Raw genomic sequence first — 23,861 nt, 5'->3', positions numbered from 1 at the left:
TTTTCCCTACCCTTGACATCTGAACTTAGCCTTGACACCAGAACACAGTAATTAGCCCAGCGCGCTCATACGGGTCAAACACACCTCATGGCTTCATAACGATGCGCCCAAGCGGTTTCGCTGTCTCGGCGAATTCGTGGGCCGCAGCAGCGCTGGCCAGGGGGAAGATGCGGTCAATGACAATCCTGATGCGCCCTGCTGCTAAAGCCTGCAACATGTCGTCCACACTTGCCCGAACTCCGGGCCTTTCAAAAAGGGGTCCCATGAATACCCCCATGAGTGTCTGGTTAGACTGCATTGGCGGCCACAAGTCGACAGTCAGGCCTCCACCGCCCGCATTACCGACGAAGATGAGACGTCCTTCCGGAGCGAGTGCAGAAAGCGAAGCAGGCAACGTCGTCCCCACCGGATCGATGACGAGGTCAACACCGCTGCCATGGGTGTACTGTCTGACACTGTCCACGACGTTATTCTCTGCACGATCCACGACATGATCGGCACCAAGTTCCAGCAACCGGCTTCTTCGCTGCGTTCCGCTTGCCACGGCGATGACCGTTGCGCCTGCTTGTGAGGCAAGCTGGACGACCGCGAGCCCCACGCCACCAGCTGCTGCCTGAATAAGGACGGTTTCTCCGTGCCGGAGCATGCCTCGAGTGAAAAGGCAATGGTGCGCGGTTCCAAAAGAAATCGGTAAAACCGCCGCTTCTGCCATATCCACCGCATCGGGTATAAGCCAGGTTCGTTCCGCGGGCACAGACCAACGTTCCGCATGTGATCCCTGCATGTGAAAAGCCGCGACTCTGTCCCCAACCGTACGGCTACGGACGTTCGATCCTACTGCAACAACTGTGCCCGCGGCAGCGTAGCCGACGATCCATGAAGGAAGAGGCGGCGGAGTTAAACGGCGGTTGATCAGATCTCCACCTTCTATCGAGATAGCCTCGACAGAAATCAGAACGTCGTCAGGTCCTGCGACCGGATCGGGGATATCGACATATTTCAGGACGCCGGGAGCGCCTTCCACGTCATAAACCGCTGCTTTCATAAATTTTCCTCTGTCTCATCAGTAAATCCTGACCAGCCTGGCAAACCATCCCGATGCGGCATATAGCAATTCAGAAATCTCTCTGCTGCCTCTACAGGCAGCGCGGTCTGCCCTGTTGAATTTTCGACTGGCGGAAAGACCCGTAACGCTTAGGGCAGCCTGGCAATCACCTTAATCTCAAACTGGAATCCGTAAAGCCACGTCACGCCGATCCCGGTCAACGTAGGGTAAGGCGCCTCCCCCCAATATTCTGGCAGGATACTCCAGATAGCGTCGAGGTTTGACTCGGGATCGACGACAAAGAGGGTAACGTCAACCACATCACCGAACGTGCAGCCCGCAGCCGCGAGAACAGCATTAAGGTTATCGAATGCCAGCCTGATCTGCTCTTTAAGATCCTGTTCAGGCAAACCATCCTCCCGGCTACCCACCTGCCCCGAAACGAACAAGAAACCGTTGGATTTGATGGCCGGTGAATAGCGATTGCGCTCATAGAGCGCCTGCCGACCGAAGGGAAAAACTGCTTCGCGTGTTGTCATGTTTGTACCTTTGCAATGGGCGAAATCTGCCCGGTGAACATAAAGACACTTTACAGGTACTGGATCGGGCGGATAAACAGGCGACTTTGTCCATCATTGTTTGTAAAATCCAAACAATCGGTGAGAAAGAGAGGATAAGGAATGGATCGTTTCGATGCGATGCGCGCCTTTGCTCGCGTGGTGGAGGCAGGTAGCTTCACAAAGGCTGCCCAGACGCTTCATATGAGCAAAACCACGGTGACGCAACTTATTCAGCAGTTGGAAGCGCGCCTGCGCGTCAAGTTACTCCATCGCACCACCCGCAAGCTCGGTGTCACTCCCGACGGCGCGGTCTACTACGAGCACGTCATCCGCCTGCTGGCGGACATGGAGGATGCTGAAAACAGCCTCTCCAGTGCGGCGATTACGCCCGGAGGACGATTACGGGTGGATGTGCCCAGTCCGCTGGCCCGCCTTGTGCTGGTGCCAGCGCTACCGGCTTTCCACGCACGCTACCCTGATATCCAGTTCGACATGGGCGTGAGCGACCGGGTGGTGGATCTGATCGGCGACAATGTGGATTGCGTCTTGCGCGGTGGCGAAATCACCGACCAGTCCCTGATCGCACGCCATGTCGGCGATTTGCAAATCGGCGTCTACGCCGCCCCCAGCTATGTGGAACGCCTTGGCGCTCCTGCGCACCCGCGCGATCTGGAAAACACCGACCATCGCATAGTGGGATTCTTGTCTTCACGCACCGGTAAGATTGATCCTCTGGTGCTGCACTGTGAGAGTGAACATATTGAAATCAAAAGCAGCTATGTGCTTGCAGTGGATGATGGCAATGCTTACCTCGAAGCTGGGCTAGCCGGGTTAGGCGTGATTGCGCTGCCAGTCTATATGGCGGCAGCACATCAGGCTTGTGGCTCCTTGACTCCGCTATTTGAACACTGGCGTATTAATCCAATGCCTCTGTACCTGGCGTTTCCGCCGAACCGCCATGTCAACGCCAAACTGCGAGTTTTTATTGATTGGATCGTTGAATTGATGCAGCACCATGTCCCCAATTCTAACAATAAGTAACTACGTCCCAGCCCCCTGATTCGCTCATCAGCGTCGATTGGTGGTCATTCTGGTGGTCTTGACTGAAAGGGAATTCAGATGTCGACGTCCGCTCCTGGCACGAAGCTGACGAGCTAATTGAGCCGAAGGTCCGCTGTGAGCGAAGAACGGACGTTAATCCCACTCGGGCATAATCAGTTTATCGGAAGCTCTCTAAATGTGGACGATTCGAATTACACGCACACTTAGATTTCAAGTGCAGCAAGAATTACGGTTTCCATTTTCTCTGGGGTGGTGAACGGTGCAAAACGCTTGACCGGTTTGCCGTCGCGTCCGATCAGGAACTTAGTGAAGTTCCACTTGATCCGCCCCCCCAGCACACCGGGCAATTCGTCTTTCAGGTAACGAAACACCGGGTGCGTAGCAGCGCCGTTGACCTCCACTTTTTCGAATATCGGGAAGCTCACACCATAGTTGATGTGGCAGGTCTGCGCGATTTCATCGGCACCGCCGGGTTCCTGATTACCGAACTGGTTACAGGGGAAACCAAGCACCACCAGACCCTGCGCGGCGAACTTCTTGTAGAGCGATTCAAGGCCTGCGTATTGTGGCGTGAAGCCACAATGGCTGGCGGTATTAACCACCAGAACCAGCTTACCCGCATAGTCGGCCATAGAGATGAGCTGGCCACCCAGACTGGTGGCGGTGAGTTGATGAAAGGTGATCATGTCGGGCTCCTCAGAGAAGATTTGCAAAGTCGAACGAAAAGAACAACAAACAGGCGTGCTAAAGGCCTCGTGTCGCTATGAGTAAGATAGAGTCAGTAGCAGCGCCGATTCAATGAGTATTCACGACCGTGGCTGGCAGCCAGCCCGGTAAATCATACCAAGACTGAAAATACTGAGTGGTTCCGATTCTGTAGACGCAACACAAATCTGAGGATCACACTGGGGTGGAGGGTGACGGAATAGGTCGCTGTAATTACTGGCGACATGCGGCAGAAGCCCTGCCCGCAAAACCGATGCCTATAGGGCATCCAAGCACTCTGTAGATCTCAGAAATAACCTGCATCGTTGCGTCTTCGATGATTCCTTCATTACGGCATAAAACCCAGCCGTGATCTGCAACTTCTCGCTCAAACGCCTTGGTACAGGCGACATGCTCTTCCAGCTTATGAATTACCGTACTACTTAGCCCACGCGTTCTGGCCGCGGCCCTTGTCCATGAAATGTCAGGCGCAGTAACAACCCCGACATGCAGGTCTGGCGTTCGCACGTTTCGTTCAATGTTAAGCTGTAAGATCTCTGCAAATGGAACCATCCGGCGAAACGCGGCTTCCGACGGGTACCAACGATCCATTAAGATAATGCTGCCCGGTGGCTGTTTAGTCAGCACATGCTCGGAAATCCAGGCACGGCTATCGGCAAAGCGTTCACAAACTTCCAATTCCAAATCCAGGGTGGGATTTCTAGCGAGCCTGTTCACGAGGGCCATTGTTTCCCTCCTGGAGGGATCGCTTTTTTTCTCGCAAAGTCGGATCACCGTCTTGTTATCTGCCCTGAGTACTTTCGTAATGGCCTCCAACAGTGTGGTTTTGCCGACTCCCTTGGGCCCATCCAGAGAAATAAACAGCGGACGACTCATACTTGAAATGACGATTGACATAGGGTTTGCTTAAAACTCAAATCTGGCAAAAGCATCTTATTACCTTCTTATTCACAGCTGACCACCCTTTCGTTCGTAGCAGCTGCCTGTAGCATCAGCGTGAACCCAATACCCAAAACAGGCAAATGAATCGATTACCAAATTATATAGTAAGATAATGATCTAAATTGGGTTTCACATTAATAGTGAACCAGCCCGCCGTCCACAGCATACTGGCTTCCGGTTACGTAGGACGCATCCTCTGAGAGCAGAAAAAGTGCGACAGCGGCAGCTTCATCAGCTGTACCGGCTCGCCTGAGAGGCACCTGGCTTACCACAAAATCTTCAAACTTTTGCCGCGACTCCCCGGACATGAAGTGTCTAAAATTAGTCTCGATAGGTCCTGGCACCAGCGTGTTGGCGCGAATATTGCGCGCGGCCAGTGAGGCGGCCCAGCTTTTTACCATGGCGACAACGGCGCCTTTTGTTGCACCATATAAGCTCGTCATGGGCGCACCTTCATAGACTGAAGACGATGCGGTGACCAACACTGATGCACCTGGGTTCAACGTGTTGGAAAGTGATGCAAGCTGCAGCATGGGCCCGCGAACATTGGCATTCATCATGCGATTAAAGGCGTCGGCCGTAACGGATTCCGGTGCGCCAATTTCTGCGTAACCCGCATTCAGCCACAATCCGTCGAGGTGCCCCCAGCCGCTGACTGCCGTTGCGAGCGCATCAATATCAGCCTCACTTGCAGCATCACTTTTCAGGATCAGTGCAGTGTCCGGCAACAGTTTGCGGGTTTGGGCCAGACGTTCTTCACTCAGCCCCGTGATGGCAACTTGTCCTCCCTCTTTCACAATTCGCAGCGCGCCTGCCAGCCCAATGCCGCTGGTGCCACCCGTTATAAGTACACGCTTACCGTGAAATCTTCCCATAATTACGCCCTTTTGATCCTTATAATCGCCATTTACCTTACGAAAGATAAACATAGTCGTCATCTGTTTAATTGTGTAGAAGTGGCATGAATGGATGACCTATCCAGAGCAGATGCACTTTTGGTTAGTCATTTCGTTGTCAGGCGTTTTTAGAATTGTTTCAAAGTCTGCTCTGGCACAAAGCAGACAATACTTTGATAGCAAGGGCATTCCCGGCAGATCCCTTGGCCAGGAGCGCTGTGGATAAGCCTGTTGAATTGAGCGGTTGCCTTGGCCAACATATCAAACCGACCCGCTACCCTATATTCTTGTCCAGGAACGCACGAATCACAGGAATGATTTGCCTGGCGTGGGTTTCAAGCGCGAAGTGCCCGGTGTCATAGAAGCGAATATCCGCCTTGGGCAGATCGCGTTTCCAGGCTTCGGCTCCGTCTGGAAGGAAAAACGGATCGTTCTTTCCCCAAACCGCCAGCAATGGTGGCTGGTACTTGCGGAAGTACGCCTGGAAGGCAGGGTACATTGCTACGTTGGAGGCGTAATCCAAAAGCAGGTCGAGCTGAATGTCCGCATTGCCAGGCCGCGATATCTGGAGCCCTTCCAACGTATAGCCATCTGGCGAAACCGAATCCTTGTCGGTAACCCCTTCCAGGTATTGCCACTTAATCGAGGCCGGTGTCGGAAAGTCATGCAGGGCGTTCCGGTTCTGCTGCGTCGGTTCGCGCCAGTACTTTTGAATAGGTGCCCAGCTATCGCCCAATCCTTCCTCATAGGCGTTGCCGTTCTGAGAAATAATGGCGGTCACCCGCTCAGGATGGGCGACAGCCAGGCGCCATCCCACCGGGGCGCCGTAGTCGTGAACCATAAGCGCGTATGTAGCGAGCTTAAGCTGTTCGGTAAACTGGCCGATGGTCTGCGCCAGCTGGCTGAAGGTGTAGGCGTACTCGCCCCGCGCCGGGGCCGCGGTAAAACCAAAGGCCGGTAAGTCCGGCGCGATCACATGATAGCGTTCGGCCAGTTCGGGAATAAGGTCGCGAAACATAAACGATGAGGCTGCGAAGCCGTGAAGCAGCAATAGCGTGGGTGCGCTGGGGTTGCCTGCCTCGCGGTAGAAAACCTTCACATCACCCACCTGCTCGTAGCGGTAACGAATGGGGCCGATAGCATTGGCGGAATGCGCACCGTCAACAAGCAGAGAAGTCGCGGGTCCGGTAGCTGCAATCGATTTGGAAGAGGTCATGATAATTCCTTTTGTAACCGTTAAATTTGTAATTTGAAGGTTACGTGGTTTTTTGGTAACCTGTCAAATATATTTTATTAGTTACAGGTCACTATGAATCCGACCAGCACGTCTTCCGGCCCGCTCTTTCTGGCGGACAATCTTGCCCTCGATTTCATTAACAGTGAGTACGGTGTGGGCGACCAACATCATGACTGCCTAACCGACGATCAAAGCGTCGCGAGCTGGCTGAAGCTGGCGGGCCTTTGGCCCGATGGCGCTAACCAGCAGATCCCCTGTGGCCTGCTGGCTGAAGCCCGCGGGCTTCGCGACTGTGCGCGGGCAGTGGTGAACGCGGCAATGAAAGGCGTTCTAGCCGATTTCACCGCCATCAATCAGGTGCTTGCGGCGGGTTGTCCGGTGAAGAGGCTGGAATGGGATGGCGAAGCGCAGGAATTGCGCATCGGTGTTCACCACCGGGATAGCACCCCGGCAAGCCTGCTTTGGCCTGTGGCCGATGCTTTGGTAAGTCTGGTTACGGGCGATAAATTCGAATTCGTACGCCAATGCGAAGCCCATGACTGCATTCTGCTCTTCCATGACCTGAGCAAATCGCACCGCCGCCGCTGGTGCAGCATGGCCACTTGCGGCAATAGGATGAAAGTGGCAGCGTTTCGTTCCAGGAAAACATCCCAATTGCGTTCCGCCGCCATACGCAATCCGCGGTGATGTCCGGCACGATAGCCGGCCGGCATAGACAATCTGTTTCGCCCGGGCCGGCGAAGCTGCCGCCATCGCTGCGCTGACGATTCAGGCAGGCTGCCACCCCGGGGCGCTCCCTGCCCCGCGTCTCCTTTTATACGGCGATATCGGGTCAGTCCTCTGCGACCCATACCCGCATCTCCCCTTCGCCGCGGTTGGCCCAGCAAAAATAAGGAATAAACAACAGGGATTGCTGCCGGCGCCGCGGAGGTTCTCCGTCATAATCATAAAGCGGCTGTTGCGAAACATCCGCAGGCGACAGGCCCTCCCCCGGCGCCTGGATCAGGGTTTTCCCCGCCAGCACGCCTTCACCGGGCACTAAGCGAAAATCATTTCCGGCGGACAAACGCAGCTGATGCAGATTATCACCGTTATCGGCCTGTTCCAGGCAATACACCAGCGGTCCACGCTGCAAAGCAACCTTTCCCAGGTTTTGGCGCACCAGCGGATTGCTGCGGACCCGGCGCACCGGCATCGGCAAAGTCAGTTGAATACTGTCGCCTTCAGACCAGGTACGCGTGAAATAGGCATATCCCCGCCGGGGCGCCATAGCCACCGGTTCGCCGTTCAGCATCGCCTGCGGCGACGGACACCAGCCCGGCAAACGCAGCGCCAGCGTAAAGGATGTCGGCGCCGCACAGGTGACGGTGAGAGTAACGGTTTCGTCCCAAGGGTAATTACCGGTTTGCCGCACCGTCAGGGCACGATCGCCCGCCGGCAGGGTCACCTCGCTGCCGATATAGAGATTTACAAACAGGGTCTCGTCGTTGCGGGTGTAAATGTAATTGCCGAGCGAGCCCAGCAACCGGGCGATATTGGGCGGACAGCAGGCGCAGCCGAACCATTGCTGGCGCACCGGTTTAACGTGATCGTAAATATGGTTGCATTTAATGGCGCCAGGATGGACTTCCAGCGGATTGACGTAGAAAAAATGTTTTCCGTCAAGAGCCATGCCCGCCAGCACGGTATTATACAGCGCTCGCTCCATCACGTCGGCATACTGCCCGTCGGCCTCCATTTGCAGCATGCGCCTGGCAAACATCATCAGGCCGATGGACGCGCAGCTTTCCGTATAAGCAGTGTCGTTGGGCAGATCGTAACCGGAAGTAAACGCCTCGCCATGGCTTTGGGCGCCGATTCCGCCGGTAATGTACATCTGGCGCCGGGTCATGTCGTCCCATAAGCGACGGCAGGCGCGGCGCTTCTCATCATCGCCGCTGACACGCGCCAGATGGGCGACGCCCGCCAGCAGATAAACGAACCTGACCGCATGGCCTACCGCCGTTTCCTGCAGCGCAATGGGTTTATGCGCCTGGCTATACGCCTTGTCTTTCACCATCCAGGCCGTGCCGTAGTTGTGCCAGTGGGAAGTGCGGCCGCGGCGCTCGTATTCAAGGTCATAGAAATGAGGTTCGGTACCGCGCTGCTCAACAAAATAGCGCGCCAGGGCGAGATAGCGCTGATTGGCGGTCACGTCATACAATTCCATCAACGCCAGCTCGATTTCCGGGTGGCCCGGATACCCATGCAACTGCCGGGGACCCGGGCCGAAAACCCCGTCAATATGATCGGCCAGGGCGCACACGACCTCGAGCAGGCGGGTTTTGCCGGTGGCGCGGTAGTAAGCCACGCCGGCTTCAATCATATGTCCGGCGCAATACAGCTCATGGCATTCCGCCAGGTTGGTCCAGCGTTTTTCCGGCGCCTTCACGGTAAAATAGGTATTCAGGTAGCCGTCCGGCTGCTGGGCGGCGGCGATCAGTTCAATGGTTTCATCGGCGGTACGCTCCAGCTGCGGATCCCGCTGCCGGCACAGCATCCAGGCCACCGCCTCCAGCCATTTCGCGACATCGCTGTCCTGGAATACCATTCCGTAAAATTCTCCCTGGCTGCGTCCGGCCGCGAGGCGGAAATTTTCTATGGCATGACTGGGTTCCGCGTCGGCGATACGATCGTTTAGCGCCTCCCACTGGTACGGCAAGACCACATCCCTGACCAGTCGCTGATAATCCAGCCAGAAGGAATCGGTCAGCTTGATATGATGCAGGTCGATTTCGGATGTTTTTTCCATTTTTGATTACCTAATCAATGTTTAATCAATGTTTATGCCAACCGACGGTCCTGAAGATCGCGGGATATACGGGCCATACTGGTATTGTCCAGCCGGCAAAAACGCAACACCACAGCCAGCAATAAATGAAATATCGTCGGTATCAGGGTTTCCATCATCTGGATACCGTGGAGCGACGCGGGGGTTTGGCGATCGATGCCGGGAGCATAGGCCACCAGAACGAACACCAGGCTGATAATACCGGCGCTGGATGCCCAGGCCAGTTTGATAAAAAACAGATTAAAGGCAAAGCTCATGCCGGATGAGCGGATACGCGTTTTCCAGAAGCCATAATCATCGGCAAACGCCATGAGGGAGAAATGCAGCGTCAGGGTAAAACCGAGGATAATGCTGTTGATGAAAATCAGCGCCAGCCATAGGGTGCGGTACGCCTCGCCAATGGGGATAAACCACATCAGGATGCCCAGGACCGCCAGGGTAATATTGGTGTAATAATAGAGTTTTACCGTATCGATGCGCCGTGACAGGCCATTGACGATCATGGCACCAAGAATGGACGCCACGGTGACGGCGGTAAAAAACAGCGAAGCGTAGCCGGCGCTGCCGTGCAGCGCATAGGTAATAAAATACATATAGCCGCCGCCGCGAATATTAAAGACATTTATCAGCAAAAATGACATCAGCAACATCAGCAGCAACTGATCGTTTTGCCGCAGACCCCGCAAATGGTCCCGTAGTGAAAACTTACCCATCACCGCCAGGGGCACCCGTTCACGCACCCAGAAAAAACAGCACAAAAACATCGCCACCGCGATAACGCACAGCACGGCGACGCCGCGTTGATAGCCTTGGGCCGCATGGCCGCGTCCCAGCGCCTCCACCAGCCAGGGCAATCCCACCGAGACCAGGAAACCGGCGACGCCGCACAGCACAAAACGCCAGGCCTGACAGGAAATCACCTCCCGGTGGACACCGGTCATGGTGTTTATCAGCGCGCAATAGGGCACATTGATGGCGGTATAACTCAGGGAGAGCATCAGGTAGGTGACAAAGGCCCAGAGGATTTTTGCATGGATGCCCACATCGGGCACGGTGAACGTCAGGATACCGATAATACCGATGGGCAGCGCGGCCCATAGCTGCCAGGGGCGAAACCGTCCCCAGCGGCTTACGGTCCGGTCAGCCACCACGCCCATCAGGGGATCGGAAACGGCATCCACGACGCGCAGCACGATAAACATAATGCCTACCAGCGCCGGGGTGAGTCCGAATATATCCGTATAAAAGAAGGTGAGGAAATTCATCATCAGGCAGGTAATAACGGTACCGCCCGCATCGCCTAAACCGTAACCGATTTTTTCACGCATGGATAAATAGCTGCCGGCGGTTATTGCCGGGGCAACCGTATGGGGAATGGAGGTGGTTGACATTATTTTCTCCTCGCCGATAACGCGTTATTGGCATGCGGAAGGGTTAAGAAGTTAACGCTTCAATGTAATAAGCATTTTTAGGGTTCCACCGGTTAAACGTCGCACACTACCGGGGGCGCAACAAGGTGAGGAAAAGGCAGATAAAGGGTACAATTCCGACATGGATTTAAAATTGTGAAGCAGATCAATAGTGCGGTCATATTACCTGACATGCCCAGTCAGGTTTGCTAAGGTGAGGAAAAACGGCAGACAAGGTAATTGATTATGCTAGAAATATCAGTTAATTACCCCATTAGAATTGAAAATGGCGGCCTTTTTATTTCGCGCGGCCTGGGCCACCACCCCACCCGCGTCCTGGGATCCTATGAATTAATTTTTGTTGAACAGGGGATATTAGCGATTCGAGAGAACCAGCATGATTTTTATGTCAAAGCCGGGGAATCGCTTTTATTATGGCCAGGCCGGGAACATACGGGCATAGGTAATTTTCCCGCGGATTTAAAATTTTACTGGCTGCACTTCGGCATGACGGCCAGTAATGCCGCCAAAGAACAGGCGATTAAATTACCTATACCGCAATACAGTAAAATACGCGATCCACGCCGGTTTGTTACGCTGTTTAGACTGTTTCTCAGCGAGCAGGAAAACCGATCGCCCCCTTCCTCGCTGGAATTAATTCTGCTGCTGCTGTTGCAACAGGTGGCGGACGGCTGGACCGAAAGCACTGAACCGGCGGAACCGGGCATAGCCTTGGCATGGAAAGCGCAACAGCTGATCGGCACCCAGTTCCATCTGCCCCTTACCGCATCCGGGTTGGCGTCTCAACTCTTCTGCAATGCCGACTATCTGGGCCGGGTCTATAAAATGACGTTCCGTATGACCCTTACCGAGGCCATTCACCGGCGGCGCATCGGCAACGCAGAAAAACTGCTGGTTGCGGACTGCGGCATCATTGCCGATATCGCAAAACGCTGTGGTTTCCAGGATGTGGGATATTTCAGGCGGCTGTTTCGCCGGCTAACCGGTTTGACGCCGCTGGAATATAAAAAGCGTTACTGTAAAGAGCATATTAATTCGGATATCTAGGCACGCTGGGGAACAACAGGGGAAGACCCAAAAAAAACACCGGCCGGGAGAGGCGCCCGGATTGACGCACCCTCTGCCGCACGCAAGCCGCCCCTGCTTCCTCACCCGTCGCTGAGCGATACAACCTTTACACACTGTGGAAAGCCGTTGCCGGGTATGTTATGCGCAGTAGGGTATTAATTATCATTACGGCATACGCTGGCTTAATAGGTAATTGTTAAAATACCGCAACACTTTTACCTTATTACGCTCGGCTGAGCGCGAATGGATTCACTTACTGCATATAATTTTGATTAAGTCACAATTTTGCCACTAAAAATTCATGTTAAATGCACTTTAAGCAAAATAAAGAGCTTAAATATTTAACACTTCAATTTAATTACCATGCTAATATTTTTAATATCAGCTATTACTAAAAAATATCTAAAAGTCAATAAATTATTAGTGGTTGATTTTTATAGGTATTTATTTAATATGTCGATCGCTGTAACATTTGCTTAATTAAACGCGTTGTCTTAATATAAAATTAATACTTTGTTACTATTATCCTCGCAGCAATTAAGTCAAATATTGATGGCTTCACACTTAATTCTTGGTTGCGAGAAAGTATCAGTTGTTAACTTTCATGAAAATAAATGGCATCTCATCTATTTGGTTGGTCATACAACTAATGTATGACAGACGAGCTCTCCGGCTAGTTAATAGTGAATAATTGCCCGGTGATACCAGGCTATTTTTAGCAGCAATCAGGAAAAGAGAGACGAATATGACCGAATGTGTGATGTTATGCGTTGGATTGTTATTCTTTAGTGCTTGTTTTATATAAATAATAATATCAATACTCTAATTATAGTTAACGGTGATTGTCAGGATGAAAAAATGAACGCCAAAGAAATTCGCCAATATATCTTCGATCTTAATTTTTCCTATTTACTTCTGGCGCAACGCTTGATTAATCAGGATAAAGCCGCCGCAATGTTTCGCCTGGGTATTGATGAAGACATGGCCGATACGCTGAAAAAGCTGATGCCATCACAAATGACGAAACTGTCGGAAGCCAGTCAACTCTTATGCCTGTTTCGCTTTGATGACCATCAGACCATTAGATTGCTGACCCAAGAGTCGCGGATTGACGAATTGCAGCAACTTCATACGGGTATTGTTTTGTCGACTGTGTTAGCAAAACGTACAAGCGCAAAAATAGTGCCTTTACCTAACCCAAGGGGGTGACCATGACCTATAAAAGCATCATTCAGGAAGCAAAAGATATCCAAATGGCCATGGAACTGATCACCCTGGGGGCGCGTCTCCAGATGCTGGAATGTGAAACACAGATCAGCCGCCCCAAATTAATCAAACTCTATAAGGAATTGCGCGGCAGCCCTCCACCGAAAGGGATGCTGCCGTTCTCTACCGACTGGTATATGATATGGGAGCAGAATATCCACTCCTCTATGTTTTATAATATCTTCCGGGCATTAAAGAAAAACGGCGAATCCAGCGATATAGCGATAATTATCCAGGCTTATCACCTCTATCTGGAGCAGTGCCCGCCGCAGGTGGACGAGTTACCGCTGCTGACCATGACCCGCGCCTGGACCCTGGTACGCTTTGTCAATAGCGGCATGCTGCAATTAACGCCCTGTAGCCATTGTCAGGGCCATTTTGTCACTTATGCCCATCATCCGGTTTATGGGTTTGTCTGCAGCTTATGCCAGCCGCCGTCGCGGGCCATAAAAAGACGTAAAATTATGCCCGAATCAGAAATGCCAGCGATAACGCCACAATATGCGTACTAATTAATGCCCCCCCTGTTTATCACGCTGGCTGAAAGGCATGAAACGGACTGTTGAAATCGGCATATTATGAGTGGCATACGCGCCCAGGCTAAGAGCGCCGGACAGGTTTTTTTTTCGCCAGGACATCCGTCTCGCCACATTGCCGTTATGACGCCACCGCGGCTAACCGCCTGAGGTTACCCGTGGCGTATATCACCCGCTCCATAAATCAGTTAATTTGAACAACACCAGCGAATTTATTCGATATCCCATTATGTTAATGAGCGTTATATTTATTCCATCGAAAGCAAAACGCTTTCACTCATACCACACAGGATATCAATCATGAAAAAGACCATCGCAGCCCTCGCCCTTATCGCAGCCGTTCTTGCTCCAGCAGTTTCCATGGCGGCAGGCGGTGATTACCAAAGCTACACCAACACGTATCCGGTGACGCAAAGCAGTAATCATCACGTCAATACCGCCGAATAAGGGCGTCATGTAGTAAAAGACAAAAAAATTGATTAAATCGCAAAACCATGGCGCAAAAGTCGTGGTTTTGCGATTTTTTTTGCCCGCCTTGAGTGGCCTTGCCAGCATGATTTGCCATCAGCGCCGCCTGGGCCACGCCAGCCGGCGCAACGTGACCCGTATGCCCGCAAAATAAGAGACAACATGGCCGTTGGGCTATAAGATTCAGTGTCAGTAAACGTTGCCTGCGAGATCCCAGTGTATTTGTATTTATTGAATTCAGCTGATTTGCCGGGGTTTTCCCCGGTTATGTTAACTTTATCGGCGCGGGTTAACTCCGATGAGCACTATTGACGCGTTAGGTCCAATGGGGCCGCTTAAGGGAACCCTTAGTGGAGTGCCAGATAAGTGTTCGCCAGTGGTCCTTATCATCCCGGGGTCCGGCCCAACGGATCGCGACGGCAATAGCGTACTGGGAATAAAAGCCGCGCCCTATAAATTATTGGCGGAAGGACTGGCCGCCAAGGGGATAGTCAGCGCACGCATCGATAAGCGCGGCATGTTTGCCAGCGCGGCAGCCGTACCGGACCCGGATGCGGTGACCGTCGCTGATTATGTCGATGACATTCACAACTGGATTAACACCCTGCGCCGGCGTACCGGCACAAACGCGGTATGGTTGCTTGGCCATAGTGAAGGCGGTTTAGTGGCGCTTAGCGCACTAACACGAGCGTCGGAACATATAGCCGGGCTGATATTGGTCGCATGCCCCGGCCGGCCGGCCGGCGAAGTGCTGATGTCCCAGTTGCGCGCCAACCCCGCCAACGCGCCGTTGCTTGACGCGGCCGCCAAGGCGATCGCCGCGCTTTCGTCCGGCCAGCTCATAGATGCCAGAGCAGTGCCGCCGGCCCTGGAGGCGTTATTCCGGCCGGCGGTGCAATCCTTCCTGATCAGCCTCTTTGCCTTAGATCCCGCGCAACTCATCAAGCAGGTTAACAAGCCGGTGCTGATACTGCAGGGAAAACGCGATCTCCAGGTCGGTATTGCGGATGCCAAACGTCTCCATCAGTTCGCGCCGGCCTCTACCCTTCTCCTGATCCCCGACACCAATCATGTGCTTAAACGGGTCGCTGTTGATGAACCCAGCATCAATCTGGCCGCCTATGCCGATGCGAACCTTCCCCTGGCTCCGGGCGTTATTGAAGCCATTGCGCTTTTTGTCAGGTCGAATAGCGGACAAACCCCACATCAAATCAAATAATTTGAACAATAAAAACAAATTTATTCACTAGACTATTTAATTAATGAGCGTTATATTAATCACATCGAAAGCGAAAGGCTTTCACCTGTACAAACAGAACGAGAGGATATCAATCATGAAAAAGACCATCGCAGCTTTAGCCCTTATTTCCGCCATGCTCGCCCCCGCAGTTTCCATGGCCGCCGGCGGTGACTACCAGAGCTATGCCAATACCTATCCGGTAACGCAAAGTTCTAACCAGCATGTCAATACCGCGGAATAATAGCGCGGTAAAAGTAAGACAAAATTTTTCATCAAGGCGCAAATCCATATCAAGATATGATCATGGATTTGCGTTTTTTTTTGCGCTTATGGCGGTCGCATAGCCGCGCCAACGCCAAGCCCCTCCCCTCTTTATCCATACCCCCTTACCCATTAGGCAAACTCTGTTGATGGCGGTGCCTCATTACAGTGCGCCGCGCTACATGATGGAACATCCAGGCTCCCGCCCTAACTCATCATCGCGCAGGCAACGGGGCGTCCCGCCACCGCTGTGGGCGGGCGGACATCCGACTGGAGTTGGCATCTAAATTGCTTGGTTGTACATACAAGAATATACATGCCTGATTTTACAGCGCGGATTATAAATTTGATGGATAAGCCATGATCGCATTCGACAATGTCACCAAATTTTACCCCGATGGCACCGTTGCCGTGGACAGATTGTCTTTTGTCGCGCCTACGGCAAAAATCACCATTCTGGTCGGCCCCTCCGGTTGCGGCAAAACCACCTCGCTGCGCATGATCAACCGGCTGATTGAGCCGAGTTCGGGCGTGATTACGCTCAATGGGCAATCCACGCAGGATATGGATGTGGTGCGGCTGCGGCGCAAGATAGGCTATGTCATCCAGAATGCCGGCTTATTCCCGCATAAAACCGTACAGGATAATGTCGCCGTTACCGCGCGCCTTAACGGCGCGACGCGGCATGCCGCCCGGAAAACCGCGCTGGATTTACTGGCGCGGGTGGGCCTGTCGCCGGAGATGGGCCAGCGTTATCCCTGGCAATTGTCCGGCGGGCAGCAGCAGCGGGTAGGTGTTGCCCGGGCGCTGGCCTCGGATCCGGAATTCATGCTGATGGACGAGCCCTTCAGCGCGGTGGATCCGGTGGTGCGCGAGCAGTTGCAGGATGAATTCCTGCGCCTGCAAAGCGATATCGGTAAAACCATTATTATGGTCACGCACGATATTGATGAAGCCATGAAGCTGGGCGATCGGGTGGCGGTGTTCAGGCCCGGCGGCAGGCTGGCGCAGATCGACGCGCCGTCTAGGCTGCTTAACCATCCCGGCGATGCGTTTGTCGCCGATTTTATCGGCCGGGACCGTGGCTACCGTAAGCTGGCCTTTAGCGCCATCCCCTCCGGCCTGGCCTTGTCCAGCGAACCCTGCGCCGCCGTGGGGATGCCGGTCGCCGAGGCCCGTGAGCGGGCGCAGGGCCGGTGGATACTGGTGACCGCTGACAACCAGCCCCTGGGCTGGTTTGATGTCGCCCAGCCAAAAAGCCATATCCTGGCCGGCGACATTAACCTGAGCGGTACGTTTGCGCCGCTGAGCGGCTCGCTGCGGCAACTGATGGACGCGGTGCTGAGCTCGCCTTCCGGCCGGGGGATCGTCGTTGACGATAACCGGCAATTACTCGGTTCGGTGAATATCGAGCAGGCGTTCGGCGCCGCGCGTCAACCGATGGACGTGGAGCAACGCCATGCGGTTTGACTGGCTCTGGGCGCAAAAAGACACCATTTTCAACCTGCTGTGCTGGCACCTGTATTTGTCCGTGGTGCCGGTATTGATTGGGTTAATCCTGGCCATCCCGGCCGGGATCGTTATCTATCGCAGCGCGCATATCAAGAACCTGCTGCTCAATATGCTGGGACTGCTCTATACCATTCCCTCCCTGGCGTTGTTTGTGCTGCTCCCGGGGATCCTTGGCACCCGAATTCTCGACACGCTTAACGTGGTGGTTGCGCTGACGCTGTACGCGTTTTCATTATTGGTGCGCACGGTATGCGACGGGCTGGATTCCGTGCCGGAAGACACCCGCCAGGCCGCCGTGGCCCTGGGATACCGGCCGCTGCAGCGGTTCTTGCTGGTGGAGCTCCCCCTGGCGGTTCCCGTTATCGCCGCCGGGATGCGGGTGGTCCTGGTATCCAATGTCAGTATCGTGTCCATCGCCGCGGTGGTGGGCATGCCGCAGCTCGGAGCGCTGTTTACCCAGGGGTTCCAGCTGCATTTCCTGACGCCGATTATCGCCGGTATCGTCTTATGTATCGCGCTGGCCCTGGTTCTCGATAATTTACTGCTGCTGGGCGCGAATAAGATTACGGCCTGGAAACCTAAACGGAGCGGACGATGATAGCGTGGTTTATGGACAGCGCCCATTGGCTGGGCGATGACGGCCTGCTGGTATTAATCACCCAGCATGTTATTTACAGCGCCGAAGCGTTGCTTATCGCGTTGATTATCGCTTTTCCCATTGGCTGTTATGTCGGCCATACCGGCAAAGGCACACGCACGCTTATCGGTATCGCCAACGCCATGCGGGCCTTGCCCACGTTTGGCCTGATTATTTTACTGGTCATTATTTTCGGCCCGGTGTTCGAATCGGATCTGGCGTTTATCGTCCCCTGTCTGATTGTGCTGATTATACTGGCGCTGCCGCCGATTATGATGGGGATCTATTCCGGCATGACCGCCATTGATCCCAGCGTTATCGACGCCGCCGTCGGCATGGGGTATTCACCCTGGCGCCTGCTGCTGACCGTGGAAATTCCCTGCGCGCTGGCGCTGATCCTGTCCGGCATTCGCAGCGCGGCGCTGCAGATTGTCTCCACCGCCACCATTGCCGCCTATGTGTCGCTGGGCGGCCTGGGCCGGTTGATTATCGACGGCCGCGCGCAAAACGATTATCCGCAGATGGTCGCCGGCGCCATTACGGTGGGCGCGCTGGCCCTGGCGGTGGATTTTATCTTCTCGTTGTTCATTCGTTTCATGGTCTCATCCGGCATACAGCGGCGCGAGCGCCGGCGTAAGCCTTTTATTCTATTAACCCACTATATCAATCGCCTATATCATTAACCGGAGCCCGTCAAAATGAAAATGAATCAATTGCTCGCAGCAACGTTGTTTTCCGCCGTTTTATTGCAGACCGCCCCGGCATCGGCTGATGATAAAACGTCCGCGACCGGCGATATCGGGACCATTATCGTGGGATCGGCGGATTTTCCGGAAAGCCAGTTGCTGGCCACGATCTATGCCGACGCGCTGGCCGCGAAAAATATCAAAGTGGAAAAGAAATTAAACATCGGCAGCCGGGAAGTGTATATGCCCGCCTTGCTGGACGGTTCCATTAATTTAATCCCGGAATACAGCGGCGCGACACTGAGCTATCTGGACGAGAAAACCCAGGCCCATAGCGTGGAAGATGTCGAGGCCGCGCTGGGTAAAGCCCTGCCCGCCAAGATCAAGATGCTGTCCATCTCCCGGGCGCAGGATAGCGACGTGCTGGCGGTTACCGACAAAACCGCCAAAAAATATAACCTGAAGACCATCAGCGACCTGCAGCCCGTCGCCGGCAAACTGGTGTTGGGCGGACCGGCGGAATGGAAAAGCCGGCGCGAGGGGGTGAAGGGTTTAAAAGACATTTACGGCCTGACCTTTAAAAACTTCAAGGTACTGGATGTGGCGGGACCGCTGACTTTGTCGGCGCTGGTCAATAATCAAATCCAGGTGGCGGATATGACCTCGACCGACCCGGCGATGAAAAAAAATAACCTGGTGGCCCTGGAGGATCCCAAGCATCTGTTCCCGGCGCAAAATATCGTGCCCCTGATTGCCGCCGACAAACTCAGCGCCCCGGTCGGTGACACGCTGAATAAGATTTCCGCCCAGCTTACCACCGATGATCTGATTGTCATGAACGGCAAACTGGCCAATTTTGACAGTATCGATGCGGTGGCAAAGGAATGGCTGACCCAGCACGGCCTGGATAAATAATGCCGGTGAATGAAAACCATCCGGTCGGGAGCATGATATGGCTTTAGTGGATAGCATTCTGTTAGGCAAAACCGCGACCACCACCGGCGATATCGCCGCGATTGCCGCAGGCGCCGAGGTACGGCTCGATCCGCCGGCGCTGGCGGGCATGGCGGCGGTGCACCAGGAAATCAACCGGGCGCTGGCCGCGGATAAAGTGATTTACGGCCTGACCACCGGCGTGGGCGATCTGGTTACCCAGCGCCTGTCCTCGCCGCAAATCGCCGCCGTGCAGTTGAACATGCTGAAAAGCCATGCCTGTGGCACCGGCGCGGATCTGGCGCCCCGGGAAGTGCGCGCCATGATGGCGGTAATGATCAAATCGCTGTTGCAGGGTTATAGCGGCGTCAGTCCGTCTCTTGTGACCAGCATGGCGATGATGCTGAACCGGGGTGTTATTCCCTGGGCGCCCGCCAAAGGGTCGGTGGGGTATTTGATAGCCACCGCGCATATCGGCCTGGCGGTTTTCGGCCACGGCAAAGCCTGGTACCAGGGGGAACTGCTGCCCGGCGGGGAAGCGCTGCGCCGGGCGGGTATCGAGATGCGCACGCCGGGACCGCGCGAGGGACATGCCCTGGTCAGCGGCACATACGAAATCACCGCCCTGGGATGCCTGGCGGTGGAGGAATTTACCGCGCTGCTGCCGGTCGCCGACGCGGCCGGCGCAATAAGCCTGGAGGCGTTGAAAGGCAATATCCGTGGTTACGATGCCCGTCTGCACGCGCTGCGTCCGCATCCCGGCCAGCTGGAGACGGCGCGCATCCTGCGCTGCCTGCTCCAGGACAGTGAAATACTGGACCGCTATCGTGATTTTCGCGTGCAGGATGCGCTGAGCCTGCGCTGCATTCCGCAAATTCACGGCGCGGTACGCGACGTGCTGGCCTGGTGCCGGCAGGTATTGACCACCGAGATCAATTCCGTCACCGATAATCCGGTATTTCTGGTGGAGGACGGCGAGCTGCAGGTTCTGCCGGGCGGCAACGGCCATGGCGCGCCCACCGCCCTGTGTCTTGACGCGCTGGCGATCGCCGTTGCGCAGCTCAGCACGGCGTCGCAGGCGCGTTCCGACCGGTTGACCAACAGCCACCTCAGCGGTCTGCCGGCATTTTTGATCCAGGAAGGCGAGGCGTATTCCGGCATGATGATCCCGCCTTATGTCGCTGCGGCGCTGGCTGGCGAAAACCGCGCCCTGGCCTCTCCCGCCAGCGTTCACACGGTGTCGACCTGCGCGGGCCAGGAAGATCATGTCAGCATGGGTGTGACGGCGGCGCGTAAAGCGCTGGATGCCCTGCAAAACGCCGTCGATATCGTGGCCATCGAACTTCTCTGCGCCACCCAGGCCATTGATTTCCATCGGCCGCTGCGCCCTGCGCGGGGAACCCGGGCGGTGCTGGCGGTAATACGCCGGGAAGTGCCGTTCCGCCAGCGGGACGACGAGATGTATCCGGATATGTTGGCCATCCGGCGGCTGATCGCCGACGGCCGGTTATCGCAAGCCCTGGAACCCGTGCTGGCCGATGGCGCCGCTACGGGAGCGCGCCTATGACGATCCCCGTTTCACCGCGGCCGCTGGAAGGCATCCGGGTGCTCGATCTCTCGCGCGTACTGGCGGGTCCTTATTGCGCATCCCTGCTAAATGATTTGGGCGCGGAGGTGATTAAAATAGAAATGCCGGGCAAAGGCGATGATTCCCGTGATTTCGGGCCGCATATCGGCGGCGAAAGCAGTTATTTCATGCTGCTCAACCACGGCAAAAAAAGCCTGACCCTGAATCTTAAAACCCCCGAGGGCCGGCGGCTGCTGGAGCAATTGATCGCAACGGCCGATGTGCTGGTGGAAAACTTCCGCCCCGGGGTGACCCGGCGTCTGGGCATTGATTACGGCGCGGTAAGTGAAATCAATCCCAGGCTTATCTACGCCAGCATTTCCGGTTTCGGACAGGAGGGCCCCCTGGCGCATAAGGCCGCGTATGATCACGTCATCCAGGCCATGGGCGGCATTATGCAGGCGACCGGCTGGCCGGACGGCGAGCCGACCCGCGTCGGCGACGCCATCGGCGATGTCGTCGCCGGGCTTTATTGTTCATGGGGCGTGCTGGCCGCGCTGCTGCAACGGGGCATCACCGGCCGCGGCCAGCAGGTGGACATGGCGATGCTCGACGCCATGGTCTCGTTGCAAATGGTCTCGCTCACCCAGTTGCTGGGCGGCAAACCCTCCGCCGGGCGCCTGGGCAATGCGCATCCCATCAGCGCGCCGATGGACAGTTACCGGGCCGCCGACGGCCACGTGGTCATCGCGGTCGCCAACGACAGCCTGTTCGCCCGTCTGGCGGCGGCCATTGACCAGCCTGGGCTGGATAAGGACGCGCGCTTCGCCACCGATCCGCAGCGGCTGCGACATCAGTCCGAGCTGCGCGGTTATATCGAGGCGTGGCTGCGGGATAAAAACGTGGCGCAGGCGGTGACGCTGCTCGACCAGGCGGGTATTCCCGCCGCGCCGGTTTGGGGGCTGGACGAGGTATTGCAAAGCCCGCATGCCTTATCGCGGGGATTACTGCAAAAAGTCGTTCATCCCACCGCCGGCGAAATCAGCCTGCTCCCCCAGCCGGTCAAGCTGAGCGGCATGGCGCAGCCGCCTGAACTGATGCCGCCGCGGCTGGGCGAGCATACCCGCGGCATCCTGGGCGACATCCTGGACCTGAGCGAGCGCGAGCTGGATGAACTCCAGCAACGCGGTGTTATTTAACCCGGCAACGGAGCAAAACGCTATGCAGCCAAATAAAATCGCCGTAATCGGCGCCGGCACCATGGGAACACGCATCGCGGCGGTATTCGCGGCGCGGGGCTTTGCCGTTTCGCTCTATTCGCGCACTGCCGCCTCGCTGGAGAAAGCGGAGCCGGTGATCCGGACCCTCGCCGGGGGGGACGCGCCGGTGACCTTCACCACCGTATTAGCGGATTGCCTGTCCGGTGCGGGGTTTGTGTCGGAAAACATCGCGGAAAACCTGGCGCTGAAACAGGAGGTTTTCCGGCAGATTGAGCAGCATGTCGGCGATGACTGCCTGCTGACCACCAATACGTCCAGCGTGCCGATCGGCGCTATCGCCACCGTTCTGCGGCGGCCGCAGCGGTTTATCGGCCTGCACTGGTTTAACCCGGCGGACGTGATGCCGATGCTTGAGATCGTGCGGGGACCGCTGACCGGCGAGCCCGCCTTTCAGCAGACAACGGCGCTGTGCCGCGCGCTGGGAAAGACGACCATCGCCGTCGACAAAGACGTGCCGGGATTTATCGTCAACCGTTTGCAATACGCCTTGCTGCGCGAGGCTTTGCATTTGGTATCGGCGGGCATAGGCACCGTCGAGGACGTGGATTTCGCGGTACAAAGCACCCTTGCGCCCCGCTGGTCTGCCATGGGGCCGATGAAATTAATGGATTTCGCCGGGCTGGATACCGTGCGCAACGTGGCGGCTATCCTGTTGCCGGAGCTGGCCAACGATACCCATTTGCCCGCGTGGGTGCTGGATCGGGTGGAGCAAGGCCATCTCGGCGTAAAAAGCGGCCGGGGCTTTTATGTCTGGAGCGAGGAAGAAATCAAAACCGGCATGGAACACCGCAACGACATCATTAGCCTGCTGACCGCGAAGAGGTCGTCATGAGCTTTATTTCCTGTCGCCGCGACGGGGCCGTGGCGCATATCCAGCTGGACCGGCCGGAAAAACTGAATGCCCTGAGCGCCGGCATGCTGGACGAACTCTACGCCGAACTCTCGTCGCTTGATGCCGATGCGGATATCCGCGCGGTGGTTATCTCCGGCGGTCCCCGGGCTTTCGCCGCCGGCGCCGATACCGGCGAACTGGCCGGCGCATCCGCCGTTGCGCTTTATGTCAGCGGCTTCAGCGAAAAATGGGATCGCATCGCCGCCATCGACACCCCCCTGATTGCGGCGTTATCCGGCCACACGCTGGGCGGCGGGCTGGAACTGGCGCTGTTATGCGATATTGTTATTGCCGATGATACCGCGCGGCTGGGGCTGCCCGAGACGCATATTGGCATCATTCCCGGCGCGGGCGGCACGCAGCGGCTGGTCAAAGCGGCCGGTAAAGCCATGGCGATGGACATGATCCTGACAGGGCGCCGGCTGTGCGCCGCCGAAGCGCTGGCGGCGGGCTTGATAAGCCGCATTGCCGCGCCCGGGCAATTGATTGCCGTTGCGATGGAGATTGCCCATAGCGTGGCGGCGGCGGCCCCGCTGGCGGTTAAAATGGCCAAACGCGCCGTGCTGGCGAGTTTTGATATGCCGTTGACGGCGGGCATCGGCTATGAGCGTTCGCTGTCGGCGCTGATTGCCGCCAGCGACGATCGCGACGAAGGCATGCGCGCGCTGGCGGCAAGGCGCCCGCCGCAATTCAGCGGGCGCTAATCAGTTATCGCGACGGCCGCAAGCCTGTGGGTTCGCCGGTAAACAAAAACCGCGCCTTGGCCAGCCGGGAAGCCGGCATTGGG

General features: G+C 55.8%; 24 protein-coding genes. 16 read left to right on the top strand and 8 right to left on the bottom strand.

Annotated elements, in window-relative coordinates; all coding sequences use genetic code 11:
- Positions 1–85: 85 nt before the first annotated feature.
- Both ACL2XN_RS24085 and ACL2XN_RS24080 read right to left on the bottom strand, forming a co-directional pair.
- On the bottom strand, positions 86–1,045 hold the full coding sequence (locus tag ACL2XN_RS24085) for a quinone oxidoreductase family protein (protein ID WP_413729629.1): 960 nt from the start codon (positions 1,043–1,045) through the stop codon (positions 86–88).
- 149 nt (positions 1,046–1,194) lie between these two features.
- The gene (locus ACL2XN_RS24080; RefSeq protein ID WP_413721223.1) at positions 1,195–1,584 is read right to left on the bottom strand and encodes a RidA family protein; all 390 of its coding nucleotides are present in this window, start codon (positions 1,582–1,584) and stop codon (positions 1,195–1,197) included.
- A gap of 141 nt (positions 1,585–1,725) precedes the next feature.
- Here ACL2XN_RS24080 and ACL2XN_RS24075 point away from each other — a divergent pair, with 141 nt between their 5' ends.
- Positions 1,726–2,646, top strand: a complete 921-nt coding sequence (locus tag ACL2XN_RS24075; protein WP_413721224.1) for a LysR substrate-binding domain-containing protein — start codon at positions 1,726–1,728, stop codon at positions 2,644–2,646.
- A 224-nt stretch (positions 2,647–2,870) separates the two neighbouring features.
- Here the strand turns inward: ACL2XN_RS24075 and ACL2XN_RS24070 are convergent, their stop codons facing one another.
- From ACL2XN_RS24070 to ACL2XN_RS24055, 4 genes are all read right to left on the bottom strand, one after another.
- Entirely contained in the window at positions 2,871–3,353 is a 483-nt protein-coding gene (locus ACL2XN_RS24070) for a glutathione peroxidase (protein WP_410013943.1), read from the bottom strand.
- A 253-nt stretch (positions 3,354–3,606) separates the two neighbouring features.
- A complete protein-coding gene (locus tag ACL2XN_RS24065; protein ID WP_413731021.1) occupies positions 3,607–4,269 on the bottom strand; it encodes a dTMP kinase in 663 nt (220 codons plus the stop codon).
- A 200-nt stretch (positions 4,270–4,469) separates the two neighbouring features.
- Complete coding sequence (locus ACL2XN_RS24060; protein WP_413731020.1) at positions 4,470–5,210, bottom strand: SDR family oxidoreductase; 741 nt, start codon at positions 5,208–5,210, stop codon at positions 4,470–4,472.
- A gap of 295 nt (positions 5,211–5,505) precedes the next feature.
- On the bottom strand, positions 5,506–6,447 hold the full coding sequence (locus ACL2XN_RS24055; protein WP_413729628.1) for an alpha/beta fold hydrolase: 942 nt from the start codon (positions 6,445–6,447) through the stop codon (positions 5,506–5,508).
- Positions 6,448–6,540: 93 nt separating this feature from the next.
- Between ACL2XN_RS24055 and ACL2XN_RS24050 the strand changes: the two genes are divergently transcribed.
- Positions 6,541–7,155 (top strand): CGNR zinc finger domain-containing protein, encoded by a 615-nt coding sequence (locus tag ACL2XN_RS24050; RefSeq protein ID WP_413729627.1) that lies wholly within the window; start codon positions 6,541–6,543, stop codon positions 7,153–7,155.
- Between the two features lie 145 nt (positions 7,156–7,300).
- On the opposite strand, the gene ACL2XN_RS24045 is transcribed toward ACL2XN_RS24050, so the two are convergent.
- Both ACL2XN_RS24045 and ACL2XN_RS24040 read right to left on the bottom strand, forming a co-directional pair.
- A complete protein-coding gene (locus ACL2XN_RS24045) occupies positions 7,301–9,259 on the bottom strand; it encodes a glycoside hydrolase family 127 protein (RefSeq protein WP_413729626.1) in 1,959 nt (652 codons plus the stop codon).
- A 32-nt stretch (positions 9,260–9,291) separates the two neighbouring features.
- Complete coding sequence (locus tag ACL2XN_RS24040) at positions 9,292–10,689, bottom strand: MFS transporter (protein WP_413729625.1); 1,398 nt, start codon at positions 10,687–10,689, stop codon at positions 9,292–9,294.
- Between the two features lie 264 nt (positions 10,690–10,953).
- Here ACL2XN_RS24040 and ACL2XN_RS24035 point away from each other — a divergent pair, with 264 nt between their 5' ends.
- The 14 genes from ACL2XN_RS24035 (at position 10,954) to ACL2XN_RS23970 (ending at position 23,778) form a co-directional block, all read left to right on the top strand.
- Complete coding sequence (locus ACL2XN_RS24035) at positions 10,954–11,775, top strand: AraC family transcriptional regulator (protein WP_410013938.1); 822 nt, start codon at positions 10,954–10,956, stop codon at positions 11,773–11,775.
- Positions 11,776–12,654: 879 nt separating this feature from the next.
- The gene (gene flhD / locus ACL2XN_RS24030) at positions 12,655–13,005 is read left to right on the top strand and encodes a flagellar transcriptional regulator FlhD (RefSeq protein WP_413729624.1); all 351 of its coding nucleotides are present in this window, start codon (positions 12,655–12,657) and stop codon (positions 13,003–13,005) included.
- A 2-nt stretch (positions 13,006–13,007) separates the two neighbouring features.
- Positions 13,008–13,574 (top strand): flagellar transcriptional regulator FlhC, encoded by a 567-nt coding sequence (flhC, locus tag ACL2XN_RS24025; RefSeq protein ID WP_413721230.1) that lies wholly within the window; start codon positions 13,008–13,010, stop codon positions 13,572–13,574.
- A 324-nt stretch (positions 13,575–13,898) separates the two neighbouring features.
- On the top strand, positions 13,899–14,045 hold the full coding sequence (locus tag ACL2XN_RS24020) for a hypothetical protein (protein ID WP_410013935.1): 147 nt from the start codon (positions 13,899–13,901) through the stop codon (positions 14,043–14,045).
- Between the two features lie 397 nt (positions 14,046–14,442).
- Positions 14,443–15,285 carry an alpha/beta hydrolase gene (locus ACL2XN_RS24015; protein ID WP_413729623.1) on the top strand — a complete coding sequence of 281 codons (843 nt, stop codon included), beginning with the start codon at positions 14,443–14,445 and terminating at the stop codon, positions 15,283–15,285.
- Between the two features lie 115 nt (positions 15,286–15,400).
- The gene (locus tag ACL2XN_RS24010; RefSeq protein WP_410013933.1) at positions 15,401–15,547 is read left to right on the top strand and encodes a hypothetical protein; all 147 of its coding nucleotides are present in this window, start codon (positions 15,401–15,403) and stop codon (positions 15,545–15,547) included.
- Positions 15,548–15,927: 380 nt separating this feature from the next.
- Positions 15,928–17,037 carry an ABC transporter ATP-binding protein gene (locus ACL2XN_RS24005; protein WP_410013932.1) on the top strand — a complete coding sequence of 370 codons (1,110 nt, stop codon included), beginning with the start codon at positions 15,928–15,930 and terminating at the stop codon, positions 17,035–17,037.
- Positions 17,027–17,677 carry an ABC transporter permease gene (locus ACL2XN_RS24000; RefSeq protein ID WP_410013931.1) on the top strand — a complete coding sequence of 217 codons (651 nt, stop codon included), beginning with the start codon at positions 17,027–17,029 and terminating at the stop codon, positions 17,675–17,677. Before ACL2XN_RS24005 ends, ACL2XN_RS24000 begins: the two co-directional genes overlap by 11 nt.
- Positions 17,674–18,399 carry an ABC transporter permease gene (locus ACL2XN_RS23995; RefSeq protein ID WP_410013930.1) on the top strand — a complete coding sequence of 242 codons (726 nt, stop codon included), beginning with the start codon at positions 17,674–17,676 and terminating at the stop codon, positions 18,397–18,399. Before ACL2XN_RS24000 ends, ACL2XN_RS23995 begins: the two co-directional genes overlap by 4 nt.
- Before the next feature lie 15 nt (positions 18,400–18,414).
- On the top strand, positions 18,415–19,317 hold the full coding sequence (locus ACL2XN_RS23990; RefSeq protein ID WP_410013929.1) for an ABC transporter substrate-binding protein: 903 nt from the start codon (positions 18,415–18,417) through the stop codon (positions 19,315–19,317).
- Positions 19,318–19,354: 37 nt separating this feature from the next.
- The gene (locus ACL2XN_RS23985; RefSeq protein ID WP_410013928.1) at positions 19,355–20,902 is read left to right on the top strand and encodes a histidine ammonia-lyase; all 1,548 of its coding nucleotides are present in this window, start codon (positions 19,355–19,357) and stop codon (positions 20,900–20,902) included.
- Positions 20,899–22,101, top strand: coding sequence for a CaiB/BaiF CoA transferase family protein (locus ACL2XN_RS23980; protein ID WP_413729622.1), 1,203 nt, complete (start codon positions 20,899–20,901; stop codon positions 22,099–22,101). The genes ACL2XN_RS23985 and ACL2XN_RS23980 overlap by 4 nt, the downstream gene beginning before the upstream one ends.
- Before the next feature lie 22 nt (positions 22,102–22,123).
- The gene (locus ACL2XN_RS23975) at positions 22,124–23,014 is read left to right on the top strand and encodes a 3-hydroxyacyl-CoA dehydrogenase family protein (RefSeq protein ID WP_413729621.1); all 891 of its coding nucleotides are present in this window, start codon (positions 22,124–22,126) and stop codon (positions 23,012–23,014) included.
- Positions 23,011–23,778: an enoyl-CoA hydratase-related protein gene (locus ACL2XN_RS23970; protein WP_410013925.1), complete on the top strand. Its 768-nt coding sequence runs from the start codon at positions 23,011–23,013 to the stop codon at positions 23,776–23,778. Before ACL2XN_RS23975 ends, ACL2XN_RS23970 begins: the two co-directional genes overlap by 4 nt.
- The last annotated feature ends 83 nt before the right edge of the window (positions 23,779–23,861 follow it).

Origin of the sequence: Sodalis sp. RH22 (assembly GCF_047324165.1) — a bacterium.
In the GTDB taxonomy this organism is placed as follows: Bacteria; Pseudomonadota; Gammaproteobacteria; order Enterobacterales; family Enterobacteriaceae; genus Acerihabitans.
The sequence above is the reverse complement of the archived record's forward strand: the minus strand, read 5'-3'. Positions and strand labels throughout refer to the sequence as shown.

Coding starts and splice junctions, on each gene's coding strand:
- ACL2XN_RS23985 (WP_410013928.1), top strand. CDS start 19,355: ATGGCTTTAGTGGATAGCATTCTGTTAGGCAAAACCGCGACCACCACC.
- ACL2XN_RS24005 (WP_410013932.1), top strand. CDS start 15,928: ATGATCGCATTCGACAATGTCACCAAATTTTACCCCGATGGCACCGTT.
- ACL2XN_RS24055 (WP_413729628.1), bottom strand. CDS start 6,447: ATGACCTCTTCCAAATCGATTGCAGCTACCGGACCCGCGACTTCTCTG.
- ACL2XN_RS24075 (WP_413721224.1), top strand. CDS start 1,726: ATGGATCGTTTCGATGCGATGCGCGCCTTTGCTCGCGTGGTGGAGGCA.
- ACL2XN_RS24065 (WP_413731021.1), bottom strand. CDS start 4,269: ATGAGTCGTCCGCTGTTTATTTCTCTGGATGGGCCCAAGGGAGTCGGC.
- ACL2XN_RS23995 (WP_410013930.1), top strand. CDS start 17,674: ATGATAGCGTGGTTTATGGACAGCGCCCATTGGCTGGGCGATGACGGC.
- flhC (WP_413721230.1), top strand. CDS start 13,008: ATGACCTATAAAAGCATCATTCAGGAAGCAAAAGATATCCAAATGGCC.
- ACL2XN_RS24080 (WP_413721223.1), bottom strand. CDS start 1,584: ATGACAACACGCGAAGCAGTTTTTCCCTTCGGTCGGCAGGCGCTCTAT.
- ACL2XN_RS24060 (WP_413731020.1), bottom strand. CDS start 5,210: ATGGGAAGATTTCACGGTAAGCGTGTACTTATAACGGGTGGCACCAGC.
- ACL2XN_RS24085 (WP_413729629.1), bottom strand. CDS start 1,045: ATGAAAGCAGCGGTTTATGACGTGGAAGGCGCTCCCGGCGTCCTGAAA.
- ACL2XN_RS24050 (WP_413729627.1), top strand. CDS start 6,541: ATGAATCCGACCAGCACGTCTTCCGGCCCGCTCTTTCTGGCGGACAAT.
- ACL2XN_RS23975 (WP_413729621.1), top strand. CDS start 22,124: ATGCAGCCAAATAAAATCGCCGTAATCGGCGCCGGCACCATGGGAACA.
- ACL2XN_RS23990 (WP_410013929.1), top strand. CDS start 18,415: ATGAAAATGAATCAATTGCTCGCAGCAACGTTGTTTTCCGCCGTTTTA.
- ACL2XN_RS24045 (WP_413729626.1), bottom strand. CDS start 9,259: ATGGAAAAAACATCCGAAATCGACCTGCATCATATCAAGCTGACCGAT.
- ACL2XN_RS24035 (WP_410013938.1), top strand. CDS start 10,954: ATGCTAGAAATATCAGTTAATTACCCCATTAGAATTGAAAATGGCGGC.
- ACL2XN_RS24010 (WP_410013933.1), top strand. CDS start 15,401: ATGAAAAAGACCATCGCAGCTTTAGCCCTTATTTCCGCCATGCTCGCC.
- ACL2XN_RS24000 (WP_410013931.1), top strand. CDS start 17,027: ATGCGGTTTGACTGGCTCTGGGCGCAAAAAGACACCATTTTCAACCTG.
- ACL2XN_RS24070 (WP_410013943.1), bottom strand. CDS start 3,353: ATGATCACCTTTCATCAACTCACCGCCACCAGTCTGGGTGGCCAGCTC.
- ACL2XN_RS24020 (WP_410013935.1), top strand. CDS start 13,899: ATGAAAAAGACCATCGCAGCCCTCGCCCTTATCGCAGCCGTTCTTGCT.
- ACL2XN_RS24040 (WP_413729625.1), bottom strand. CDS start 10,689: ATGTCAACCACCTCCATTCCCCATACGGTTGCCCCGGCAATAACCGCC.
- ACL2XN_RS23970 (WP_410013925.1), top strand. CDS start 23,011: ATGAGCTTTATTTCCTGTCGCCGCGACGGGGCCGTGGCGCATATCCAG.
- flhD (WP_413729624.1), top strand. CDS start 12,655: ATGAACGCCAAAGAAATTCGCCAATATATCTTCGATCTTAATTTTTCC.
- ACL2XN_RS23980 (WP_413729622.1), top strand. CDS start 20,899: ATGACGATCCCCGTTTCACCGCGGCCGCTGGAAGGCATCCGGGTGCTC.